We start from the raw sequence: 17,177 nt of genomic DNA on the forward strand, positions 1-17,177 counted from the left end.
GGGAGTTCTGTATGTTTCTAACAAAGAAAACCGCAATCTATCTGTCTTCAGATGAATCTGATTACAATCTTGCAAAAGAGATTCTGGAAAAAGAGCATATTAAATACTATGAATTCGCATCAGAAGAAATGCCGGTTGTAGGATGCGGAGCGCGTATCAATCCCGCGAGAGTAAATAATCATCTTGATCTGATGATTTTCAGACTGAGTGTGGCACCAGAAGATGTAGAAAAGGCAATTACTGTTCTGCAGGGGAACGTTAGATTTGTGCTGACCGGAGCGCCAAAGTAAGTAAGAAAATTATTGACCTGAGAAAAGGGTAATATTTATCCAAAAAACAACAAAGCCCTCATCTGAGGGCTCTGTGATGTATATGAAGTACTGATTAACCTAAGCTGCAAGCTAGATCGTAAGTGGTCTTCATGAACTTGTGCTTCATGCTGTTGATGCACTCGATGATGTCGTAGTGAACTAGTTCACCGCGCTTTAGAGCAACACAACGGCCTGACTCACCTGACTTCAGAAGCTCACATGCATAAGCACCCATACGAGATGCTAATACACGATCAACTGCTGATGGAGTACCACCTCTCTGGATGTGACCTAGAACGGTAGCACGAGTCTCAAGACCGGTTAGAGCCTCAAGATCCTTTGCCATCTGATGAACATCAGTCTGAAGCTCACAAACAACCAGGATTGCATGGCGCTTACCAGCGTCTACAGATCTCTTGATGCTTGCATAAACTTCATCCTTGTCCCACTTAACTTCAGGAACAAGAACAGCTTCCACACCGCATGATACAGCTGCACAGACAGCTAAGTCACCGCAGTGATGACCCATAACCTCAACAACACTGATTCTCTTGTGTGATGAGCAGGTATCACGTAGCTTATCGATAGCTTCAACAGCAGTATTCAGAGCGGTATCAAAACCGATAGTAGCATCAGTACCAGCAATATCGTTATCAATAGTGCCTGGTAAGCCGATGCAAGGGAAACCTAGCTCAGAGATGAACTTAGCGCCCATGTAGGAACCGTCACCACCGATAACAACCAGTGCGTCGATTCCGTTCTGCTTCATAACCTCAACAGCTTCCTCACGTACCTTAGGATCCTTGAACTGTGGGAAACGTGCTGTACCCAGGAAGGTACCGCCACGGTTTAAAAGATCTGATACTGAACGTCTGGTCAGCTGAATAAAGTTACCAGCATGAAGGCCGGAGTAACCATCGATTACACCAACAACTTCCCAACCGTAAGAAAGCGCAGTTCTAACAACAGCACGAATAGCTGCATTCATTCCTGGTGCATCACCACCTGAGGTTAATACACCTATTTTCTTGATAGACATACTTTTTTTTATCCGTTAATAATTATGCGTTTGCTGTAGCAGCTTCAATGATTGCAGTAAAATCAGCAACCTTTAGAGAAGCACCACCGATTAGACCACCATCGATGTCCTTCTGAGCGAATAACTCTGGAGCGGTCTTAGCATTGCATGAACCACCGTATAGGATACGAACACCGTCAGCAACTTCTGCGTTGAAGGTCTTTAAGAAAGCTCTGATACCTGCGTGAACGTTCTGAGCGATCTCAGGAGTTGCAGTCTTGCCGGTACCGATAGCCCAGATTGGCTCGTAAGCGATGATTGCATTCTTGAATGCTTCAATACCACATAGATCGATAACAGCCTTGATTTCAGCCTGGCAAACATCAAGGGTCTTGCCTGCATCGTATTCAGCCTCTGACTCACCGATGCATAGAACTGGTACTAGACCGTTGTCCTGAGCAGCCTTGAACTTAGCTGCAACAACTTCGTTTGACTCGTTGTGGTAGCCACGACGCTCTGAGTGACCTACGATAGCGTATGTTGAACCGAATTCCTTGATCATAACAGGAGAATTCTCACCAGTGAAAGCACCAGAAGTATGAACATCAACGTCCTCTGAACCCCACTGTAGCTTTGAACCAGTTGCTAATGACTCAACCATACCGATGAAAATAGCAGGTGCGCAGATTGCTACATCAACTTTCTCATTTGCATTTGCAACACCAGTGAATGCCTTGATTAAATCAGTTACGGTTGACTTGGTGCCGTTTAATTTCCAGTTACCCATTACAACAGGTTTTCTCATAATGTTATCCCTCAATAGTTATTCAAGATACGAAAGTATCGTATGTATGATTTAAATAATTGAGTAATTCTACAACAAAACTGTGACAAATGATGTTTTTTTTTGAGTGTGATAATTTTGTGCGCTGTTTTTGGTGATTTTAAAATACAAAATGTGCTATACAGCACATTTTCTATTGAAAAAATTTGAGTAATAGACTATCCAAACTGGAATCCTGCTGCAAAATTTTTCATATTCTCCTTCTGTTCGTCCTCTTTTTTCTTCATATCCTTAAGGCGTTTTTTCTTTTCATCCTTATAGTTGAAGCGATCTGGTTTCTTATCCTTTATATAGAAGAGAAGATTTATACCTATTATATACAGGACTATCACATAGCACTGGGTAGAGGTGCATGTACTGCAGGTGTTCTGAGGAGAACACTGATTCATAAGATTGAAGGTACTTATATCGACGTTGGTGATAGGGTATTCCTTCATCAGTGATCCTATATATAGAACCAGTGCTATTTTCCCTCCAAGATCAATATCGGTTAATTTGTCGGGGTTAAGATTGCCGTTAAATATAATGTTGTTGTAGAAAAGAACATTTATAGGATTTAGAGTTCCATCTAGTCTTATTACAGGTTCAATATCAGGTCCGTACAGAGATTGATTCAGTCTGTATGCATGCTCGATTCCACAGACCTTATACTGATAGCTGCTGGCTGTAGATGAAGTCTCCTGCATCTCATTTTCAACCTGTTCAGAAGAGTCCTGACTGTCAGTTTTAGTCTTTTTTTCAGTAGAGGTATTTTTTGAAAGTGATTTTTCCAGAGAAACACCACTATCGAGCATGTTTTTTAATAACACGTTCGAAAATAGTGCAACGTCACTTCGTAAATTACGATTTGATTTTATGTTATCTAAAATACTCGTGCCGAGTATGTCTAATGCTGATTCTATAGCCATTTTCTATATTTTTCCTCTTCTGAATACCTAAAAATCAGCAAAAGTAATGCCACTTTGTTAACATGTTGAAAAATATAATATTTATCTGAAAACAACTTTTTTTCTGAAAAACTATTTGCCACATCCGGCAAGCTAAAACCAAATTATGTTTGACAAAAAATCCAAAAACTTAAAAAATACCAAAATACGTATTATTAAATGAATTAGATTATTAGGAGCTTATATGCGTGTTCTTAAGTTTGGTGGAACATCAGTTGCGAACGCAGAGCGTTTTCAGGATGTTGCCAAAATTGCGCTTGATACAGCTGCTCATTCTCAGACAGCTTTAGTTTTATCTGCCCCTGCAAAGATCACCAATCTGCTAGTTGCTCTAGTTGCACAAGGTGCCGCAGGAAACAGTGGTTTAAAGGAATTTGATGACATTCGCGCAATTATTGAACCAATTATTACCACATTAGGCTCCAAGTTCGAAGGCTTTAACACCAAGAAAATCCTTTCAGAGTACAACAAGACCATGGAAACTATCCGCAAGAGGGTAGACGGTATGGCTCTTTTAGGTGTATGTCCAGAGCTTGTGATGGCATATATTGAAAGCCGTGGCGAGAGTTTCTCCATCCTTATTATGGAAGAGCTTTTAAAGTCACTGGGCAAGAAGGTTCGTGTTATCGATCCTGTTAAGGTTTTAGTAACAGAAGGTCCTATCATGGAGTCTTCTGTAAACATTGATGCATCCAAGGCTAAATATGCAGCACTTGAAGATGATAAGGATGCTATTACCCTTATGAGCGGCTTCTGCGGCGGTAATGCTCAGGGCGAGCAGGTTCTGCTTGGACGTAACGGCTCTGATTATTCTGCAGCCTGTCTTGCAGCAATCTCAAATGCAGAGTGCTGTGAAATCTGGACTGACGTTGATGGCGTATACAGCTGTGACCCAAGAGCGGTCTCAGGCGCTATTCTTTTAAGAAAGATGTCATATGCCGAGGCTATGGAGCTTTCATATTTCGGTGCCAAGGTTCTTCATCCTCGTACCATTGCTCCTATTGCTCAGTTCCATATTCCATGTCTGATTAAGAATACCAAGAACCCAAAGGGTGAGGGTACCCTGATTTCAGAGGAAACCGATTTATCTATTCCAATCAAGGGTATCTCAGATCTTAAGGGAATTGCTCTTTTAAATATCTCAGGCCCTGGTATGAAGGGTATGGTGGGTATGGCAGGAAGACTGTTTACCGCAGTATCACGTGCCAATGTTTCAGTTACACTGATTACCCAGTCATCATCTGAGTACTCAATTTCATTCTGTGTAAATCAGTCTGAACTGTCTAAGGCAAAGAGAGCAATTACCGGCGAGTTCAAGCTTGAGCTTAAAGAAGGTCTTCTAAATCCTATCGAGGTCAAGGAAGGCTGCGCAATTATTTCTGTAGTAGGCGACGGAATGAGAACTGTTCGCGGTATTTCCGGCAAGTTCTTCCGTGCTCTAGCTGAGGCCAACGTTAACATCCGTGCAATTGCACAGGGCTCATCAGAGCGTTCTATTTCTGCTGTGATTTCTCAGAAGCGTGTGCCAGAGGCTGTTGCCTTTGCTCATACCGCTTTCTTCAACTCCAAGCAGAGACTTGATGTTGTACTTTTAGGCTGCGGCGGTGTCGGTGGTGCGCTGTTATCTCAGATCAAGCGTCAGCGTGAGATGCTTTCATCAAAGCAGGGAATTGATATCAGAGTTGTTGGTGTAGGTAACTCTAAACACTTTATCTCTGATCCAAACTGTGTTGATCTTGAAAACTACCAGGAGCTTCTCTCAGAATCTGACTCAGAGGCTTTAACTCCAGAGACTGCTGAGGCTTTAATCAAGTCAGCTCATCTTTTAAACCCAATTCTGGTTGACTGTACAACCTCAGAGGAGCTTGCAAACTCCTACATTGACTATATGAAGGCTGGTTACCACATTGTAACCCCAAGCAAGAAGGCAAATACCCTGAGCTTTGATTTCTACAAGAAGCTTCGTGAGGCAGCCAAGCTTCATCACCGCAAGTTCCTGTATGAGGCAAACGTAGGTGCAGGTCTTCCTGTTATCAACACCATGCAGAATCAGCTGGCAGCAGGTGATGAACTGATTGACTTTGCTGGCATTCTGTCAGGCACCTTATCATTTATCTTCGGACTTGTTGAAGATGGAAAGACTCTGTCAGAGGCAACACAGATTGCTTATGAGAAGGGCTTTACCGAGCCTAATCCAGCGGATGATTTAGATGGTATGGATGTTGGCCGCAAGCTTCTGATTTTAGCCCGTGAAAACGGAATGGAGCTTGAGCTTTCCGATGTAAAGATTGATTCAATTGTTGAGCCTAAATATCTGAAGGGCAGCAATGCCAAGGAAGTTATCGCCAACCTGAAGAATGCTGATGCCGAGTTCTCAAAGAAGGTTTCTGAGGCTAAGGCAAAGGGCAAGGTTCTACGTTATGTAGGCTGCATCAAGGATGGCAAGGTATTCTGTCAGCTGCGTGAAGTTGGTCCTGAGGATCCTTTATTCAGAGTTCGTGATGGTGAGAATGCACTTGCTCTTACAACCTTATACTATCAGCCAATTCCTCTGGTTATCCGTGGTTACGGTGCTGGTACCGAGGTTACCGCTGCAGGTGTTCTGTCAGATGTTCTACGTCTTCAGAACTGGACTCACGAGGATTAAAAATGCAGAAGAAATTCAAAGCATTTGCACCTGCCTCTGCTGCTAATCTATCTGTAGGCTTTGATCTGCTGGGAGCAGCTTTAAAGCCTATATCAGGTGCCGTACTTGGTGACGAGATTGTTATCAGTGAGTCTGATAAAGCCGGCTGCTCAGTAAGTGTAACTGGTAAATATGCACATAAGCTGCCTACTGATTCTAAGAAGAACATTGTTTATGATGCCTACCTTTTATTTAAGGATAGACTTGAGAAAATGGGCAAAGAGGTAATGGATGTTCATATGGAACTGTCCAAGAATCTTCCTATCTGCTCAGGCCTTGGCTCATCTGCATCAAGTGTTGTTGCCGCTGTGCTGGCTCTGGATACAATTCATGGAAATGTATTGGGCGAAAACGGCCGTCTTGAGCTTATGGGGCAGCTTGAAGGTAAAATCTCAGGCTCTATTCACTATGACAATGTTGCTCCTTGCTACTTTGGCGGTCTGCAGCTTATTGTTCAGGAAGATGGCTGTATTTCCACAACTCTGCCTGATTTTGACAACTGGTACTGGGTTTCATGCTTCCCAGGCATCAAGGTTTCAACTTCTGCTGCAAGAAAGATTCTGCCAAAGGAATATTCAAGATCTGATGTGATTACATATGGCCGTAGACTATCTGCCTTTGTTCATGCCTGCCATACTCATAATGACAGGCTGGCATCAAAGCTTCTGGTGGATGTTATTGCTGAGCCTTACAGAGCATCACTGATCCCTGGCTTTGAAGATGCCCGTGAACACGGCGCTTCTATCGGAGCCCTTGCAACCGGTATTTCAGGTTCTGGTTCATCTGTGTTCTCAATCTTTGAAGATCTTGAGAAGGCAAAAGAGATGAAAGAATACCTTGAACGTAATTTTATCGCTAATGAAGATGGCTTCTGTCATATCTGCAAGATTGACAGACGCGGCTCATATGCTGAAGAACTGTAAAAGAGATTTCTATGGAATTATTTAACTTAAAAGATCACAGTGAAAAGGTCAGCTTTTCACAGGCTGTAGTAAAAGGTATCGGTAGAGATCAGGGCCTGTTCTTTCCTGATCATATTGAGCCTCTTGCCAATATTGCCGAGCTTTTGGATATGCCTTTAGCTGAGCGTTCAGCTAAGATTCTGCGTCATCTTATCGGTGATGAAATCCCAACTCTGGAGGCTATTGTAAAGGATGCCTTCACATTCAAGGCTCCAATTGTAAAGGCTGATGAGAATATCTATGCTCTGGAGCTTTTCCATGGACCAACCCTGGCATTCAAGGATTTTGGCGCTCGTTTCATGGCCCGTGTTTTAAGTGCAGTTAAGGGTGATAAGGATTTAACTATTCTTACAGCAACCTCTGGTGATACTGGTGCTGCTGTAGCTGCTGCTTTCTACGAGCAGAAGGGCATCAATGTGGTTGTTCTTTATCCAAAGGGCAAAATCTCTGAGCTTCAGGAGAAGCTGATTGCAACCTTAGGCAAGAATATCAAGGCAGTTCAGGTTGAGGGTATTTTTGATCAGTGTCAGGACATGGTTAAGACTGCCTTTGATGATGCTGAGTTTAAAGAGAGAATCGGTCTTAACAGTGCCAACTCAATTAACATCTCAAGACTTCTGGCTCAGGTTTCCTACTACTTTGAAGCTGTTGCTCAGCTGCCAAAGGAGAAGCGTGAGAAGGTTGTATTCTCTGTACCATGCGGTAACTTTGGTAATATTACAGCAGGTCTTATTGCCAAGGCTTTAGGTCTGAAGGCCCGCTTTGTAATTTCCTGCAATGCTAACGATACTGTTCCTCGTTATCTCAAGAGCGGTAACTGGGAGCCTCATAAGACAGTTGCAACTCTTTCAAATGCAATGGATATCTCCCGTCCTAACAACTGGCCTAGAGTAGAAGCTCTGGTTAAGATGCAGGGCTGGAAGCTGTCTGATTTTGACTTCGGTTCTATGAGCGATGAACAGACCGAGAAAACCATGCAGACTCTTTACAAGAAGACAGGCTATATTGCTGAGCCTCATGCGGCAATTGCATATCAGATCCTTGCTGATAATCTGAAGGAAGGTGAAACCGGTATTTTCCTTGGAACTGCTCATCCTGCCAAGTTCAAGAGTGATGTTGACAGAATTCTGAACATTGATGTCCCTCTTCCAAAGGCATTGGCTGACAAGGTATCTGCTGAGTCTAAGAGTGTTGTTCTAAAGCCAGATTATGAGACTTTAAAGAGCTATGTTCTTGAGGCTTTAAACAAGTAAAAAGATTACTTTTTAATATTCGTGAACGGTGCTGTATTAGTTTATAGCACCGTTTTTTTATTTATTGATTTGTAAGAAGTTATTAAAATCTCATTTCGCAATTTTAAATTTTTTTTAAATTTGCGAAGTGATAAGCCATCTTGCTATATCGATTATTCTAATTCCTTCCTGCTGCATTTCTTCGTGTTTTGTACGGGCAATGAGTATTTTTGGATAGGCATCTTTTATTGAATGTAGAGGAGAAAGCTCTCGTTCTAATGTCTCTTTCCTTGAAATATCATCTGAAACCTGTATATATAGTTTTTCTCCTTCCTTTATAGCAACAAAATCCACTTCTTTTTCGTAAAGCTTTCCTACATAGACTTCGTAACCTCTTCTAAGAAGCTCAATTGCAACAATGTTTTCATATAAATGTCCATAGTCAGCATTTTTCGTACCGATTTCAGCGAACCTGAAGGATAAATCTGAAAGATAGTATTTTTTATCTGATTCTAGGTAACGTTTTCCTTTGATATCGTATCGTTGAAGAGGGTAAAAAAGAAAGGATTTACAAAAGTAATTTATGTAGGCACCTACTGTTTTATCGTTAGTTTTATAGGTTCCTGATGTAAGTTTTGTAGAAACATTTCTTATGGATGTCTGATTCCCTACGTTATCCATTAAAAAGTTTCCGATCATAATAAGCAGATCTTCATTTTCTATTTTGAACTTTCTTACAATGTCCTTGGTAATAGTGGTTCTATAAATGCCGTTTACGTATTTTCTTGCTTCTTCATCTGTCCTATAAAGGTATGAGCCGGACATACCCCCCTTTTTTACAAAGTAATCAAATGCCTGATCTATATCTGTACTTGGGTAGTATTCAAGATATTCTCTAAAAGAAAATGGATAAAGACTTATTTCGTATACTCTTCCACCAAATAGTGTTGCAAGATCGCTAGATAACAGAAATGCGTTGGAACCTGTTAAATAGATATCGAACCTTTCTTCTTCATAAATGCTGTTGACTATTCTTTCAAAACCCTCACACATCTGAACTTCATCTATGAAAAGATAATTTGACTTGGATGAATCATAATGACTGTCTATGTATTTATAGAGTTCATTTCCATCTAGTAGTTTTTCAAATAATTTTAAGTTTAACTTGATTCGTACAATGTTTGCATTTGGATCTTCTGCTATTTTCTCAATCAGAGCATCCATTAGTTTAGATTTTCCACTTCTTCTTATGCCTGTAATTACCTTGATATCGGGGATATCTTTTACTGACAGGAGCTTATCCAGATAGAATTTTCTATTTATAAGTTTCATTCAAATTTATCCTGTTTTTTTAATTCATTTCGCAAATTTAAGAAAATCTAATTTTTGCGAAACAAAAATGGTAATGTACAAATGTCTATATAAAGATGATTTTACCTATATTATAGATTCTTATTTCGCAATTTTAAATTTTTTTTAAATTTGCGAAATTAAAATCTATGCAACCTTAAGGAGAGAATTAACTGAATGTGATTATTAGGTGCTCTTAAAGAAAAAGGACCGGCATAAAGCCAGTCCTCTTCAAAATCTTTTGGTAATACTAATTATTCTTTATCAAGATCCTTTGGAACTTCGGTAATCTTGTTGGCTGCAGCAGTCAGAATAACATCTGAAGAGCTGTTCAGTGCAGTTTCAAATGAATCCTGAGCTACACCGATAATAAAGCCGATACCAACAACTTGCATAGCAACATCATTTGAGATATTGAAGAATGAGCAGGCAAGAGGGATTAGCATCAGAGAACCACCGGCAATACCTGAGGTACCGCAGGCACATACAACTGATACTACACACAGCAGGAATGCTGTACCGAAGTTAACTTCAATTCCCAGTGTATGTACAGCAGCCATGGTCATAACAACGATGGTAACTGCAGCACCTGACATATTGATAGTACAGCCTAGTGGAATTGAAATTGAGTATGATTCACGAGGAATTCTCAGCTTTTCACACAGATCCATATTTACAGGAATGTTTGCTGCAGATGATCTGGTGAAGAATGCGGTAATACCTGAGTTCAGAATTGCGGTAAATACCAGTGGATATGGATTCTTTCCTGTTACAGCGAATACTAGGGCAGGGTTTACCACAAGGGCAATAATCAGCATTGATGCAACTAGGATAATTACCACATGCAGGTAGTTCAGAAGACTTGAGAATCCGCCTGCCTCAGTGCATGAGCTGTAAACAAGACCCATAACACCTAAAGGTGCAAACTTGATTACGATTCTTACAACACCGCTTACAATCTTGGCAAAATCAACCAGTACGTCCTTGGTAGCAGGTCTTGCGTGTCTGAATAACAGACCAAAGAGCACACCCCATAACAGGATTGCCAGATAGTTACCATTGATAAGAGCACCGATAGGATTATCAACAGCTTTCTTGATGCATCCTACAAGAACGGTTGAAACATCCTGAGGAGCCTCAGCCTGAGCTTCAGCTGCAAGCATAGAGAAGGTGCTTGGGAAGGTAAAGGCCATAATCAGAGCAACTGCTGATGAAAGACACATTGCTATAACATAAAGGATAAGAATTGGTTTTAATTTGGCATCTGTATTTGCTTCATGTCTTGCAATTGAGACTGAAACCAGCACGAAAACTAAAAGTGGAGCGATGGCTTTCAGACCTGATACGAACAGATCTCCGAACATGGAGATGTAGACCTGTCTTTCAGGGATTAGAACGGCAAGAACGATACCAATAAGCATACCTGTAATAATCTGAAGAATAAAAGGTACACCATTAACGAGTTTTAAGAAAAATCCGCTTTTTTTTGTTATATCACTGCGGTCAGTTTGCTGCATAAATTCCTCCTGGCAAGAAAACAGCTTAAAGACGTGAAGATTATATCAGTGCCCAGATTTAACCTATTAGAAAATGACAATTTTATTAGCATAATGATCAAAGATTGTGCAAAACAGGATAAACCTTATACAAAGCTTATTTATAACTTTTTTAGAGTTTATTTTCCAATTTATATTTGAGGAGAATATGTGGTTTAAGTCTTAAAAATCAAGGTGTTATTAGATAAGTATTAGTTTAAAAATCTAGCTGATATTTCTGATTCTGTGATACAGGAAAGATTTTGCTTGAAAATTTTTAATAGTTGTCTACAATTTATACAGTTAAGTATAGCTAACTGTTTTTAGCTCCAACTAATTTAATTTATCTATACGTAATTTAACTTTACATAAAGCAACTTTATTTGCATATAAGTAATTTAAGTTAGTTATAGCTTTAATTTATCAGGGAATTATTAGGATAAATTTAGGGAATTATAATGACAACTCTAGATACAATCAGCGTCGGTCAGACTGTTGAGGTTGGAAAAATTAGAGGCGAAGGTACATCACTTCGTCGCAGACTTTTGGATATGGGTATTACTCCAAAGACCAAGATTACCTACGTAAGATGTGCTCCTCTGGGTGATCCTATGCAGCTGGATGTAAGAGGTTATTCCCTAACTATTCGTAAAAGCGATGCCGCTCTGGTAGAGGTCTTATAATGTCACAGAAAACTATTGCACTATTAGGAAATCAGAACTGTGGCAAGACCACACTATTTAACGTTCTAACCGGTTCAAATCAGTACGTTGGCAACTGGCCAGGTGTTACTGTAGATAAGGTTATCGGCAAGATTTCATCAAAGGACTGGGATGTAGTTGACTTACCTGGTCTTTATTCATTATCTCCTTACTCTCCAGAGGAAATTGTTTCACGTAATTATCTGTTATCTGATGATTACGATGTAATTCTGAATATCGTTGATGCTTCACATCTGGAGCGTTCTCTATCTCTTACCTTAGAGCTTGCAGCATTCGGTAAGCCAATGGTTGTAGCCTTAAACATGATTGATGTCATGGAGAAGACAGGAACAAAGCTTGATGTTGATAAGCTTGGTGAGAAGCTGGGTGTTAAGGTTGTAGATATCTCTGCAAGTAACAGAATCGGTATTGATAAGGTACTAGATGCTGTAGCAGAGGCTAAGGCTCCGGTTATCACCAATTTCTTTGATGCTGAGATTTCAGAGAAGATTGATGAAGTTGGCAAGACTCTTGATGATGCTAATCTGTCAGATTCAGCCCGCAGATTCATTGCTACCGGCATTGTTCAGAATGACGAGATTTACCTTGAGGAGTACAAGACCTCAGAGAAGGTAATGATTGCTGCTGCTCGTGTAAGAAACGATATTGAATCCAAGTTCAATACTGACGCTCAGTCATATTTCCCTCAGGCAAGATATCAGTTTATTGATTCTGTTTTAGAAGACAGCAAGATTACCACTGAATCAAAGACCTCTGTAATTTCAAAGGCTATTGATAAGGTTGTTCTGAACAGATTCCTGGCTCTGCCTATCTTCTTTGTGGTTGTATCTTTAGTTTACTACGGTGCAATGTACTTCACCTCATATCTTGAGCTGATTCCATTTGAGGGTGAAGAGGGTACAGAATACGCAACTATTACCGACTGGGTTAACGACAATCTGTTCGGTGGATATGTTACCGATGCTGTTGCATCTCTATGTGAAAGCGCTGCTGCTCCAGAGTGGCTGTCATCTCTGGCAGTTGACGGTGTAGTTGGCGGTGTTGGTGCTGTTTTAGGCTTCCTGCCTCAGATTGCATTCCTGTTCCTGTTCCTGTCTTTCCTAGAGCAGTCTGGCTACATGACACGTGTTGCTTTCGTATTAGACAGAATCTTCCGTAAGTTCGGTCTTTCAGGTCGTAACTTCATTCCAATGGTTATCGCTACAGGCTGCGGTGTTCCAGCTCTGATGGCAAACAAGACCATTGATAATATCAACGAGAGACGTATTGGTCTGATTACCACTACCTTTATTCCTTGCTCTGCAAAACTTCCAATTATCACCATGATCTTTGCATCATGCTTTGACGGTGCCTGGTGGTTTGCTCCTATGGTTTATGCTCTTGCAATCTTCTCAATTGTTGCAACCGGTGTAATCCTAAAGAAGAACAGAGCTTTCAAGGAAGAGGTTTCTCCATTTGTTATGGAAATACCTGATTACCACTTACCAACATTAAACAACATTCTAAAGGCTGTTTATGAGCGTTGCCGTGCATTCGTAATCAAGGCCGGTACCATCATCTTTGCAGTTGTTGTTACCGTCTGGTTCCTGGCTTCCTTCGGTTTTGGCGAGGAAGGCTTCGGTATGGTTGAGAATGTTGATGCATCCTTACTTGCTGCAATCGGTACAGCTCTATGCTTCATCTTTGCTCCATTAGGCTTTGGTTCATGGCAGGCAACTGTTGCTGTTGTAAACGGTCTTCTGGCTAAGGAAAACGTTGTTGGTACCATGGCTGTTGTATTAGGTCTTGATGGTGAGTTTGAGGGCGGTGAGTCTGATCTGAATACAGCACTGACTCAGTACTTTGCTGATATGTTAGGTGTTGAGCCTACCGCAGCTTTAGTTCCTCTGTTAGGTCTGTCATTCCTTGCCTTCAATATGTGGTCAGTTCCATGTTGTGCAGCTTTAGGTGCCATGAAGAGACAGCTGGGCAGCACCAAGTGGTGGATCTTTGCAATGACCTACATGTGTGTATGGGCATACTGCCTGGCATTAGTAATCTTCCGTATCGGTGGTCTGATTATGGGCGTTCTTCCATTCAGCTTCTATACACTGGTTGCATTCATTGTTCTAGCAGTATTTGCATACCTGCTGTTCAGAAAGGATAACTCAGGATTAACTCCAATCAGAATTCCTTCAAGACAGGTTTAAAAGATTGTTAGTTCTTACCGGGGCAATCTAAGGTTGCCTCGATAGTCGTTTCAGTCCTAATCCATAAGTAGATTGGGACTTTTTTTGAGGATGATAGTTGCATACTTGTTCAACTATTGTATAATTAAGATATAAAGTAAACCAAACAGGAGTGTTTTATGAAAGTTCGCTGTGATATCTCAGGTCTAGACTGCCCACACTGTGCAGCTAAGCTGGAAGGTCTACTTCAGAAGGAATTCGCCGGAGCTAATCTTAATTTTGCTATGGGGTCACTGGTTCTGGATGTAAACGGTGATGGAGATGAGGAAGAAATCGTAGCAGCAGCTCAGAAGATTGCTGATGGTTTCGAAGATGGAATATCTATTGAATTAAGAGACTAGATTGTAAAATTACGTGGAACTTCCACGTTTTTTTATAATGCAATAGTTGCATAATTGCTCATATATAATATAAAACGGGAAATATAATGCTGCCTTTTCAGGAAAAACATGAGAAATCTCTGCTGGGATTTGCCTTAGTTGTAATGCTGGTACTTATCTATAATAAGTACTTTGCTCAGTCTCCTATGCCTATTGTGTATCAGGCTGTAATTGCTGTAGCTGCTTATCTGCTGATTGCATTGGATGTGCTTGTGAGTGCTTTTAAGACTTTATTCAAGCAAAGACGTATGTCAGAACAGTTTCTGATGATGATTGCTACCTTTGGCGCCTTTGGTCTTTGTGATCTTCCTGAAGCTCTGGCTGTCATGATTTTCTACAAGATAGGTGAGCTTTTTGAAGAGTATGCTTCAGGTCGTGCTCATAATGATATTTCCTCTTTAGTGAAACTTAAACCTTCCTTTGTAAGACTTGTTGATGAGAATGGCAATGAGCAGAAGGTGAAACCTCGTCAGGTCAAGATAGGGGATGTCTTTAAGGTTTTAAAAGGAGAGGTTATTGCTATTGATGGTAATCTCTGCGATGAATCTGCTGCTATTGATACCTCAGCTCTTACAGGAGAATCCGAACCTAGACTCTATACCTGCGGTCAGTCAGTTCCATCAGGCTGTATAAATCAGGGGCAGGTGATTCATCTGAGAGCTAATACTCTGTCTAAGAACTCATCGATTACCCGTCTTTTAAACTTGATTGAAGATGCAGCTGCGTCAAAGTCAAAGCCAGAGAATCTTATAAGACGTTTTTCTGTCTGGTATACACCTTTAGTAGTAGGCTGTGCTGTTTTACTGGCACTGGTTCCTCTGTTTTACTCTCAGGCCGAATATTCTGACTGGATTGAGCGCGCTCTGGTATTTCTGGTTGTGTCCTGTCCATGTGCTCTGGTTCTGTCTGTTCCATTATCATTCTTTGGTGGTATGGGAGCCATCAGCAGAATAGGTGTAATTGTCAAAGGTTCTATTCACATTGAGACACTCTCAAGACTCAAGGCAATTGCCTTTGATAAGACTGGAACCCTTACCTACGGAAAATTTACTGTTAATAAAATTCACTCCGTATCTCTTTCAGAGGATGAACTTCTGTCCTATGCCGTAAGTCTCGAGAAAAACTCAACTCATCCAATTGCCTTATCCATTGTGGAGTATGGAAAACAGCGCAAGGTTAAGGAATATGATGTTGGCTCTGTAATTGAAAAATCCGGTATGGGGCTTGAGTCTACGATTAACGGACATGACGTTAGAATCGGCAGAAAAGAGTATATCTCTAAATACTGCGGAACCTTTGATTATACAGAGGAGGATGAGGAAAGCTCATACGTCTATATTTCTTTGGACAACGAATTCTCTGGAGTAATTGCAATAGCTGATACCTTAAAGCCATCAGCAGGAACTATGCTGAATTCACTTCACTCAATGGGTATTAAAACCGTACTTATAAGTGGAGATAAGAGGGCAGTCGCAGAGGGGATATCACGAAAGCTTGGGATTAAAGAATGCTATTACGAGCAGACTCCTCAGGGAAAACTTGATACCCTAAACTCACTTAAAAGCAAGCTCTCACCAGTTGCCTTTGCAGGTGACGGTCTTAATGATGCTCCTGTCGTATCAGCTTCTGATGTTGGTATTGCCATGGGAGATATTGGCTCGGCATCAGCTATTGAGGCTGCTGATGTGGTTATTATGCACGGGGATTTAACTGCAATCTCAAGAACAGTGCTCCTTGCAAAGAAGACTTACAAACTGGCCATATCCAATATGTATTTTGTAATGCTGGTTAAACTTCTGATTCTTCTTTTGGGAGCCTTGGGCTTTGCTAATATCTGGCTTGCAATATTTGGAGATGTTGGAGTTCTGATCCTGGCTGTATGCAATGCTATGAGAGCACTTAAGTTTAAATAAAATTGTTTTTAATTCCTGAAGATTTAATTCCTCGGATTTAAAAAATTCGAGGAATTTGTTTTTTTAAAAATTAGGGAAATCAACCTGTAATATCAAATAGAATCTAATTAAGTTTTTCCTTTAGAGAATCCCATTGTTCTTCTGGAATTCCCATCTGTCTTAGAGCTTCATCTTCGCTGTAACCATATTGGACCATATTTCTTAGAATTTTTAGAATTGTTTCCTCTCTTCCTTTTTCTCTTTCCTGCTGCATCATGCTTTTGTAATCGAGGATTTCAATTTCTCGGTTCAATTCTGCGGCATAATTAACAGGCTTGTTTTGATCTGACATAGTTTAAACCTCATGTCTGTCTGAACAGATTTCTATTTTTGACAAAAGATTATTTTATCTTTTCTTTTAGAGAGTCCCATTGCTCTTCAGGAATTTCTAAAGTAATTAATGCTTCTTCGACGCTAAATTTTTTGTTTTTAATTAAGTTAGTTAGATGCCTTACGGTTGTTTCCTCTCTCTCTTTTTCTCTTTCCTGCTGCATCATGCTTTTGTAATCGAGGATTTCCATTTCTCGGTTCAATTCTGCGGCATAATTAACAGGCTTGTTTTGATCTGACATAGTTTAAACCTCATGTCTGTCTGAACAGATTCCTATTTTTGACAAAAGATTATTTTATCTTTTCTTTTAGAGAGTCCCATTGCTCTTCAGGAATTTCTAAAGTAACTCGAGTTTCCCAGATAAAAAATTTAAGTAAATCCAGATCCACTCTAGGATTGATGCTCTTTAAAAACTTGTATTGATTTATTATCTTGCTAGAGGCAATGGAATTACCTGCTTAAGGAAGTTACAGATCCCGTTAAACCATGAGCCTAACAGATCATTTATGATCTGCTCTGCTTTAACAAGACAACCTTTCTTTAGCAGGCTTGCTTCTTCTAAAATCTTTGGAATATAAATGAAGCATCTCATTAGAGAATCTATTGCTGCCTGATAAGGTATATCCTGTATCTGTTCTTTTGTAAATCTGAATAGAGCACCTAATGAACGTTCATCCTC

Annotated in this window: 16 protein-coding genes; 8 read left to right on the forward strand and 8 right to left on the reverse strand. The window is 40.4% G+C overall.

All coding sequences use genetic code 11. From position 1 onward, the window contains the following. The first annotated feature begins 11 nt into the window (after positions 1–11). Positions 12–290, forward strand: a complete 279-nt coding sequence (locus tag B5D46_RS08375; RefSeq protein WP_078929067.1) for a hypothetical protein — start codon at positions 12–14, stop codon at positions 288–290. A 94-nt stretch (positions 291–384) separates the two neighbouring features. Here the strand turns inward: B5D46_RS08375 and pfkA are convergent, their stop codons facing one another. The 3 genes from pfkA to B5D46_RS08390 all read right to left on the reverse strand — a co-directional run bounded on the left by pfkA (position 385) and on the right by B5D46_RS08390 (position 3,081). Continuing rightward, entirely contained in the window at positions 385–1,350 is a 966-nt protein-coding gene (gene pfkA, locus B5D46_RS08380; RefSeq protein WP_078929068.1) for a 6-phosphofructokinase, read from the reverse strand. Positions 1,351–1,372: 22 nt separating this feature from the next. Then, complete coding sequence (gene tpiA / locus B5D46_RS08385; RefSeq protein WP_031492943.1) at positions 1,373–2,134, reverse strand: triose-phosphate isomerase; 762 nt, start codon at positions 2,132–2,134, stop codon at positions 1,373–1,375. A gap of 197 nt (positions 2,135–2,331) precedes the next feature. Continuing rightward, positions 2,332–3,081, reverse strand: coding sequence for a hypothetical protein (locus B5D46_RS08390; RefSeq protein WP_159443067.1), 750 nt, complete (start codon positions 3,079–3,081; stop codon positions 2,332–2,334). 223 nt (positions 3,082–3,304) lie between these two features. On the opposite strand from B5D46_RS08390, the gene thrA reads away from it, so the two are divergent. From thrA to thrC, 3 genes are read left to right on the forward strand one after another with little or no spacing between them, the layout of a single operon-like run. Next, the gene (thrA, locus tag B5D46_RS08395; protein WP_078929070.1) at positions 3,305–5,767 is read left to right on the forward strand and encodes a bifunctional aspartate kinase/homoserine dehydrogenase I; all 2,463 of its coding nucleotides are present in this window, start codon (positions 3,305–3,307) and stop codon (positions 5,765–5,767) included. A 2-nt stretch (positions 5,768–5,769) separates the two neighbouring features. Next, the gene (gene thrB, locus B5D46_RS08400) at positions 5,770–6,729 is read left to right on the forward strand and encodes a homoserine kinase (RefSeq protein WP_078929071.1); all 960 of its coding nucleotides are present in this window, start codon (positions 5,770–5,772) and stop codon (positions 6,727–6,729) included. Positions 6,730–6,740: 11 nt separating this feature from the next. Next, positions 6,741–8,021 carry a threonine synthase gene (gene thrC / locus B5D46_RS08405; protein ID WP_078929072.1) on the forward strand — a complete coding sequence of 427 codons (1,281 nt, stop codon included), beginning with the start codon at positions 6,741–6,743 and terminating at the stop codon, positions 8,019–8,021. A gap of 114 nt (positions 8,022–8,135) precedes the next feature. Here thrC and B5D46_RS08410 read toward each other — a convergent pair whose 3' ends face one another. Beyond that, a complete protein-coding gene (locus B5D46_RS08410; RefSeq protein ID WP_078929073.1) occupies positions 8,136–9,332 on the reverse strand; it encodes an ATP-binding protein in 1,197 nt (398 codons plus the stop codon). Positions 9,333–9,604: 272 nt separating this feature from the next. Continuing rightward, entirely contained in the window at positions 9,605–10,867 is a 1,263-nt protein-coding gene (sstT, locus tag B5D46_RS08415) for a serine/threonine transporter SstT (protein WP_078929074.1), read from the reverse strand. A gap of 476 nt (positions 10,868–11,343) precedes the next feature. Between sstT and B5D46_RS08420 the strand changes: the two genes are divergently transcribed. The 4 genes from B5D46_RS08420 (at position 11,344) to B5D46_RS08435 (ending at position 16,128) form a co-directional block, all read left to right on the forward strand. Further along, on the forward strand, positions 11,344–11,568 hold the full coding sequence (locus B5D46_RS08420; RefSeq protein ID WP_031492936.1) for a FeoA family protein: 225 nt from the start codon (positions 11,344–11,346) through the stop codon (positions 11,566–11,568). Continuing rightward, entirely contained in the window at positions 11,568–13,796 is a 2,229-nt protein-coding gene (feoB, locus tag B5D46_RS08425) for a ferrous iron transport protein B (RefSeq protein ID WP_078929075.1), read from the forward strand. The genes B5D46_RS08420 and feoB overlap by 1 nt, the downstream gene beginning before the upstream one ends. A gap of 158 nt (positions 13,797–13,954) precedes the next feature. Beyond that, complete coding sequence (locus tag B5D46_RS08430; protein WP_031492934.1) at positions 13,955–14,176, forward strand: hypothetical protein; 222 nt, start codon at positions 13,955–13,957, stop codon at positions 14,174–14,176. A gap of 86 nt (positions 14,177–14,262) precedes the next feature. After that, positions 14,263–16,128: a heavy metal translocating P-type ATPase gene (locus B5D46_RS08435; RefSeq protein ID WP_078929076.1), complete on the forward strand. Its 1,866-nt coding sequence runs from the start codon at positions 14,263–14,265 to the stop codon at positions 16,126–16,128. 103 nt (positions 16,129–16,231) lie between these two features. On the opposite strand, the gene B5D46_RS08440 is transcribed toward B5D46_RS08435, so the two are convergent. The 3 genes from B5D46_RS08440 to B5D46_RS12180 all read right to left on the reverse strand — a co-directional run. Further along, positions 16,232–16,459 carry a hypothetical protein gene (locus tag B5D46_RS08440; protein WP_078929077.1) on the reverse strand — a complete coding sequence of 76 codons (228 nt, stop codon included), beginning with the start codon at positions 16,457–16,459 and terminating at the stop codon, positions 16,232–16,234. Positions 16,460–16,508: 49 nt separating this feature from the next. Then, the gene (locus B5D46_RS08445; protein WP_078929078.1) at positions 16,509–16,739 is read right to left on the reverse strand and encodes a hypothetical protein; all 231 of its coding nucleotides are present in this window, start codon (positions 16,737–16,739) and stop codon (positions 16,509–16,511) included. A gap of 186 nt (positions 16,740–16,925) precedes the next feature. After that, a partial coding sequence (locus tag B5D46_RS12180) for a hypothetical protein (protein ID WP_159443068.1) occupies positions 16,926–17,177 on the reverse strand: 252 nt, incomplete at its 5' end.

This window comes from Succinivibrio dextrinosolvens DSM 3072 (assembly GCF_900167015.1).
GTDB lineage: Bacteria > Pseudomonadota > Gammaproteobacteria > Enterobacterales > Succinivibrionaceae > Succinivibrio > Succinivibrio dextrinosolvens.

Coding starts and splice junctions, on each gene's coding strand:
- B5D46_RS08375 (WP_078929067.1), top strand. CDS start 12: ATGTTTCTAACAAAGAAAACCGCAATCTATCTGTCTTCAGATGAATCT.
- pfkA (WP_078929068.1), bottom strand. CDS start 1,350: ATGTCTATCAAGAAAATAGGTGTATTAACCTCAGGTGGTGATGCACCA.
- tpiA (WP_031492943.1), bottom strand. CDS start 2,134: ATGAGAAAACCTGTTGTAATGGGTAACTGGAAATTAAACGGCACCAAG.
- B5D46_RS08390 (WP_159443067.1), bottom strand. CDS start 3,081: ATGGCTATAGAATCAGCATTAGACATACTCGGCACGAGTATTTTAGAT.
- thrA (WP_078929070.1), top strand. CDS start 3,305: ATGCGTGTTCTTAAGTTTGGTGGAACATCAGTTGCGAACGCAGAGCGT.
- thrB (WP_078929071.1), top strand. CDS start 5,770: ATGCAGAAGAAATTCAAAGCATTTGCACCTGCCTCTGCTGCTAATCTA.
- thrC (WP_078929072.1), top strand. CDS start 6,741: ATGGAATTATTTAACTTAAAAGATCACAGTGAAAAGGTCAGCTTTTCA.
- B5D46_RS08410 (WP_078929073.1), bottom strand. CDS start 9,332: ATGAAACTTATAAATAGAAAATTCTATCTGGATAAGCTCCTGTCAGTA.
- sstT (WP_078929074.1), bottom strand. CDS start 10,867: ATGCAGCAAACTGACCGCAGTGATATAACAAAAAAAAGCGGATTTTTC.
- B5D46_RS08420 (WP_031492936.1), top strand. CDS start 11,344: ATGACAACTCTAGATACAATCAGCGTCGGTCAGACTGTTGAGGTTGGA.
- feoB (WP_078929075.1), top strand. CDS start 11,568: ATGTCACAGAAAACTATTGCACTATTAGGAAATCAGAACTGTGGCAAG.
- B5D46_RS08430 (WP_031492934.1), top strand. CDS start 13,955: ATGAAAGTTCGCTGTGATATCTCAGGTCTAGACTGCCCACACTGTGCA.
- B5D46_RS08435 (WP_078929076.1), top strand. CDS start 14,263: ATGCTGCCTTTTCAGGAAAAACATGAGAAATCTCTGCTGGGATTTGCC.
- B5D46_RS08440 (WP_078929077.1), bottom strand. CDS start 16,459: ATGTCAGATCAAAACAAGCCTGTTAATTATGCCGCAGAATTGAACCGA.
- B5D46_RS08445 (WP_078929078.1), bottom strand. CDS start 16,739: ATGTCAGATCAAAACAAGCCTGTTAATTATGCCGCAGAATTGAACCGA.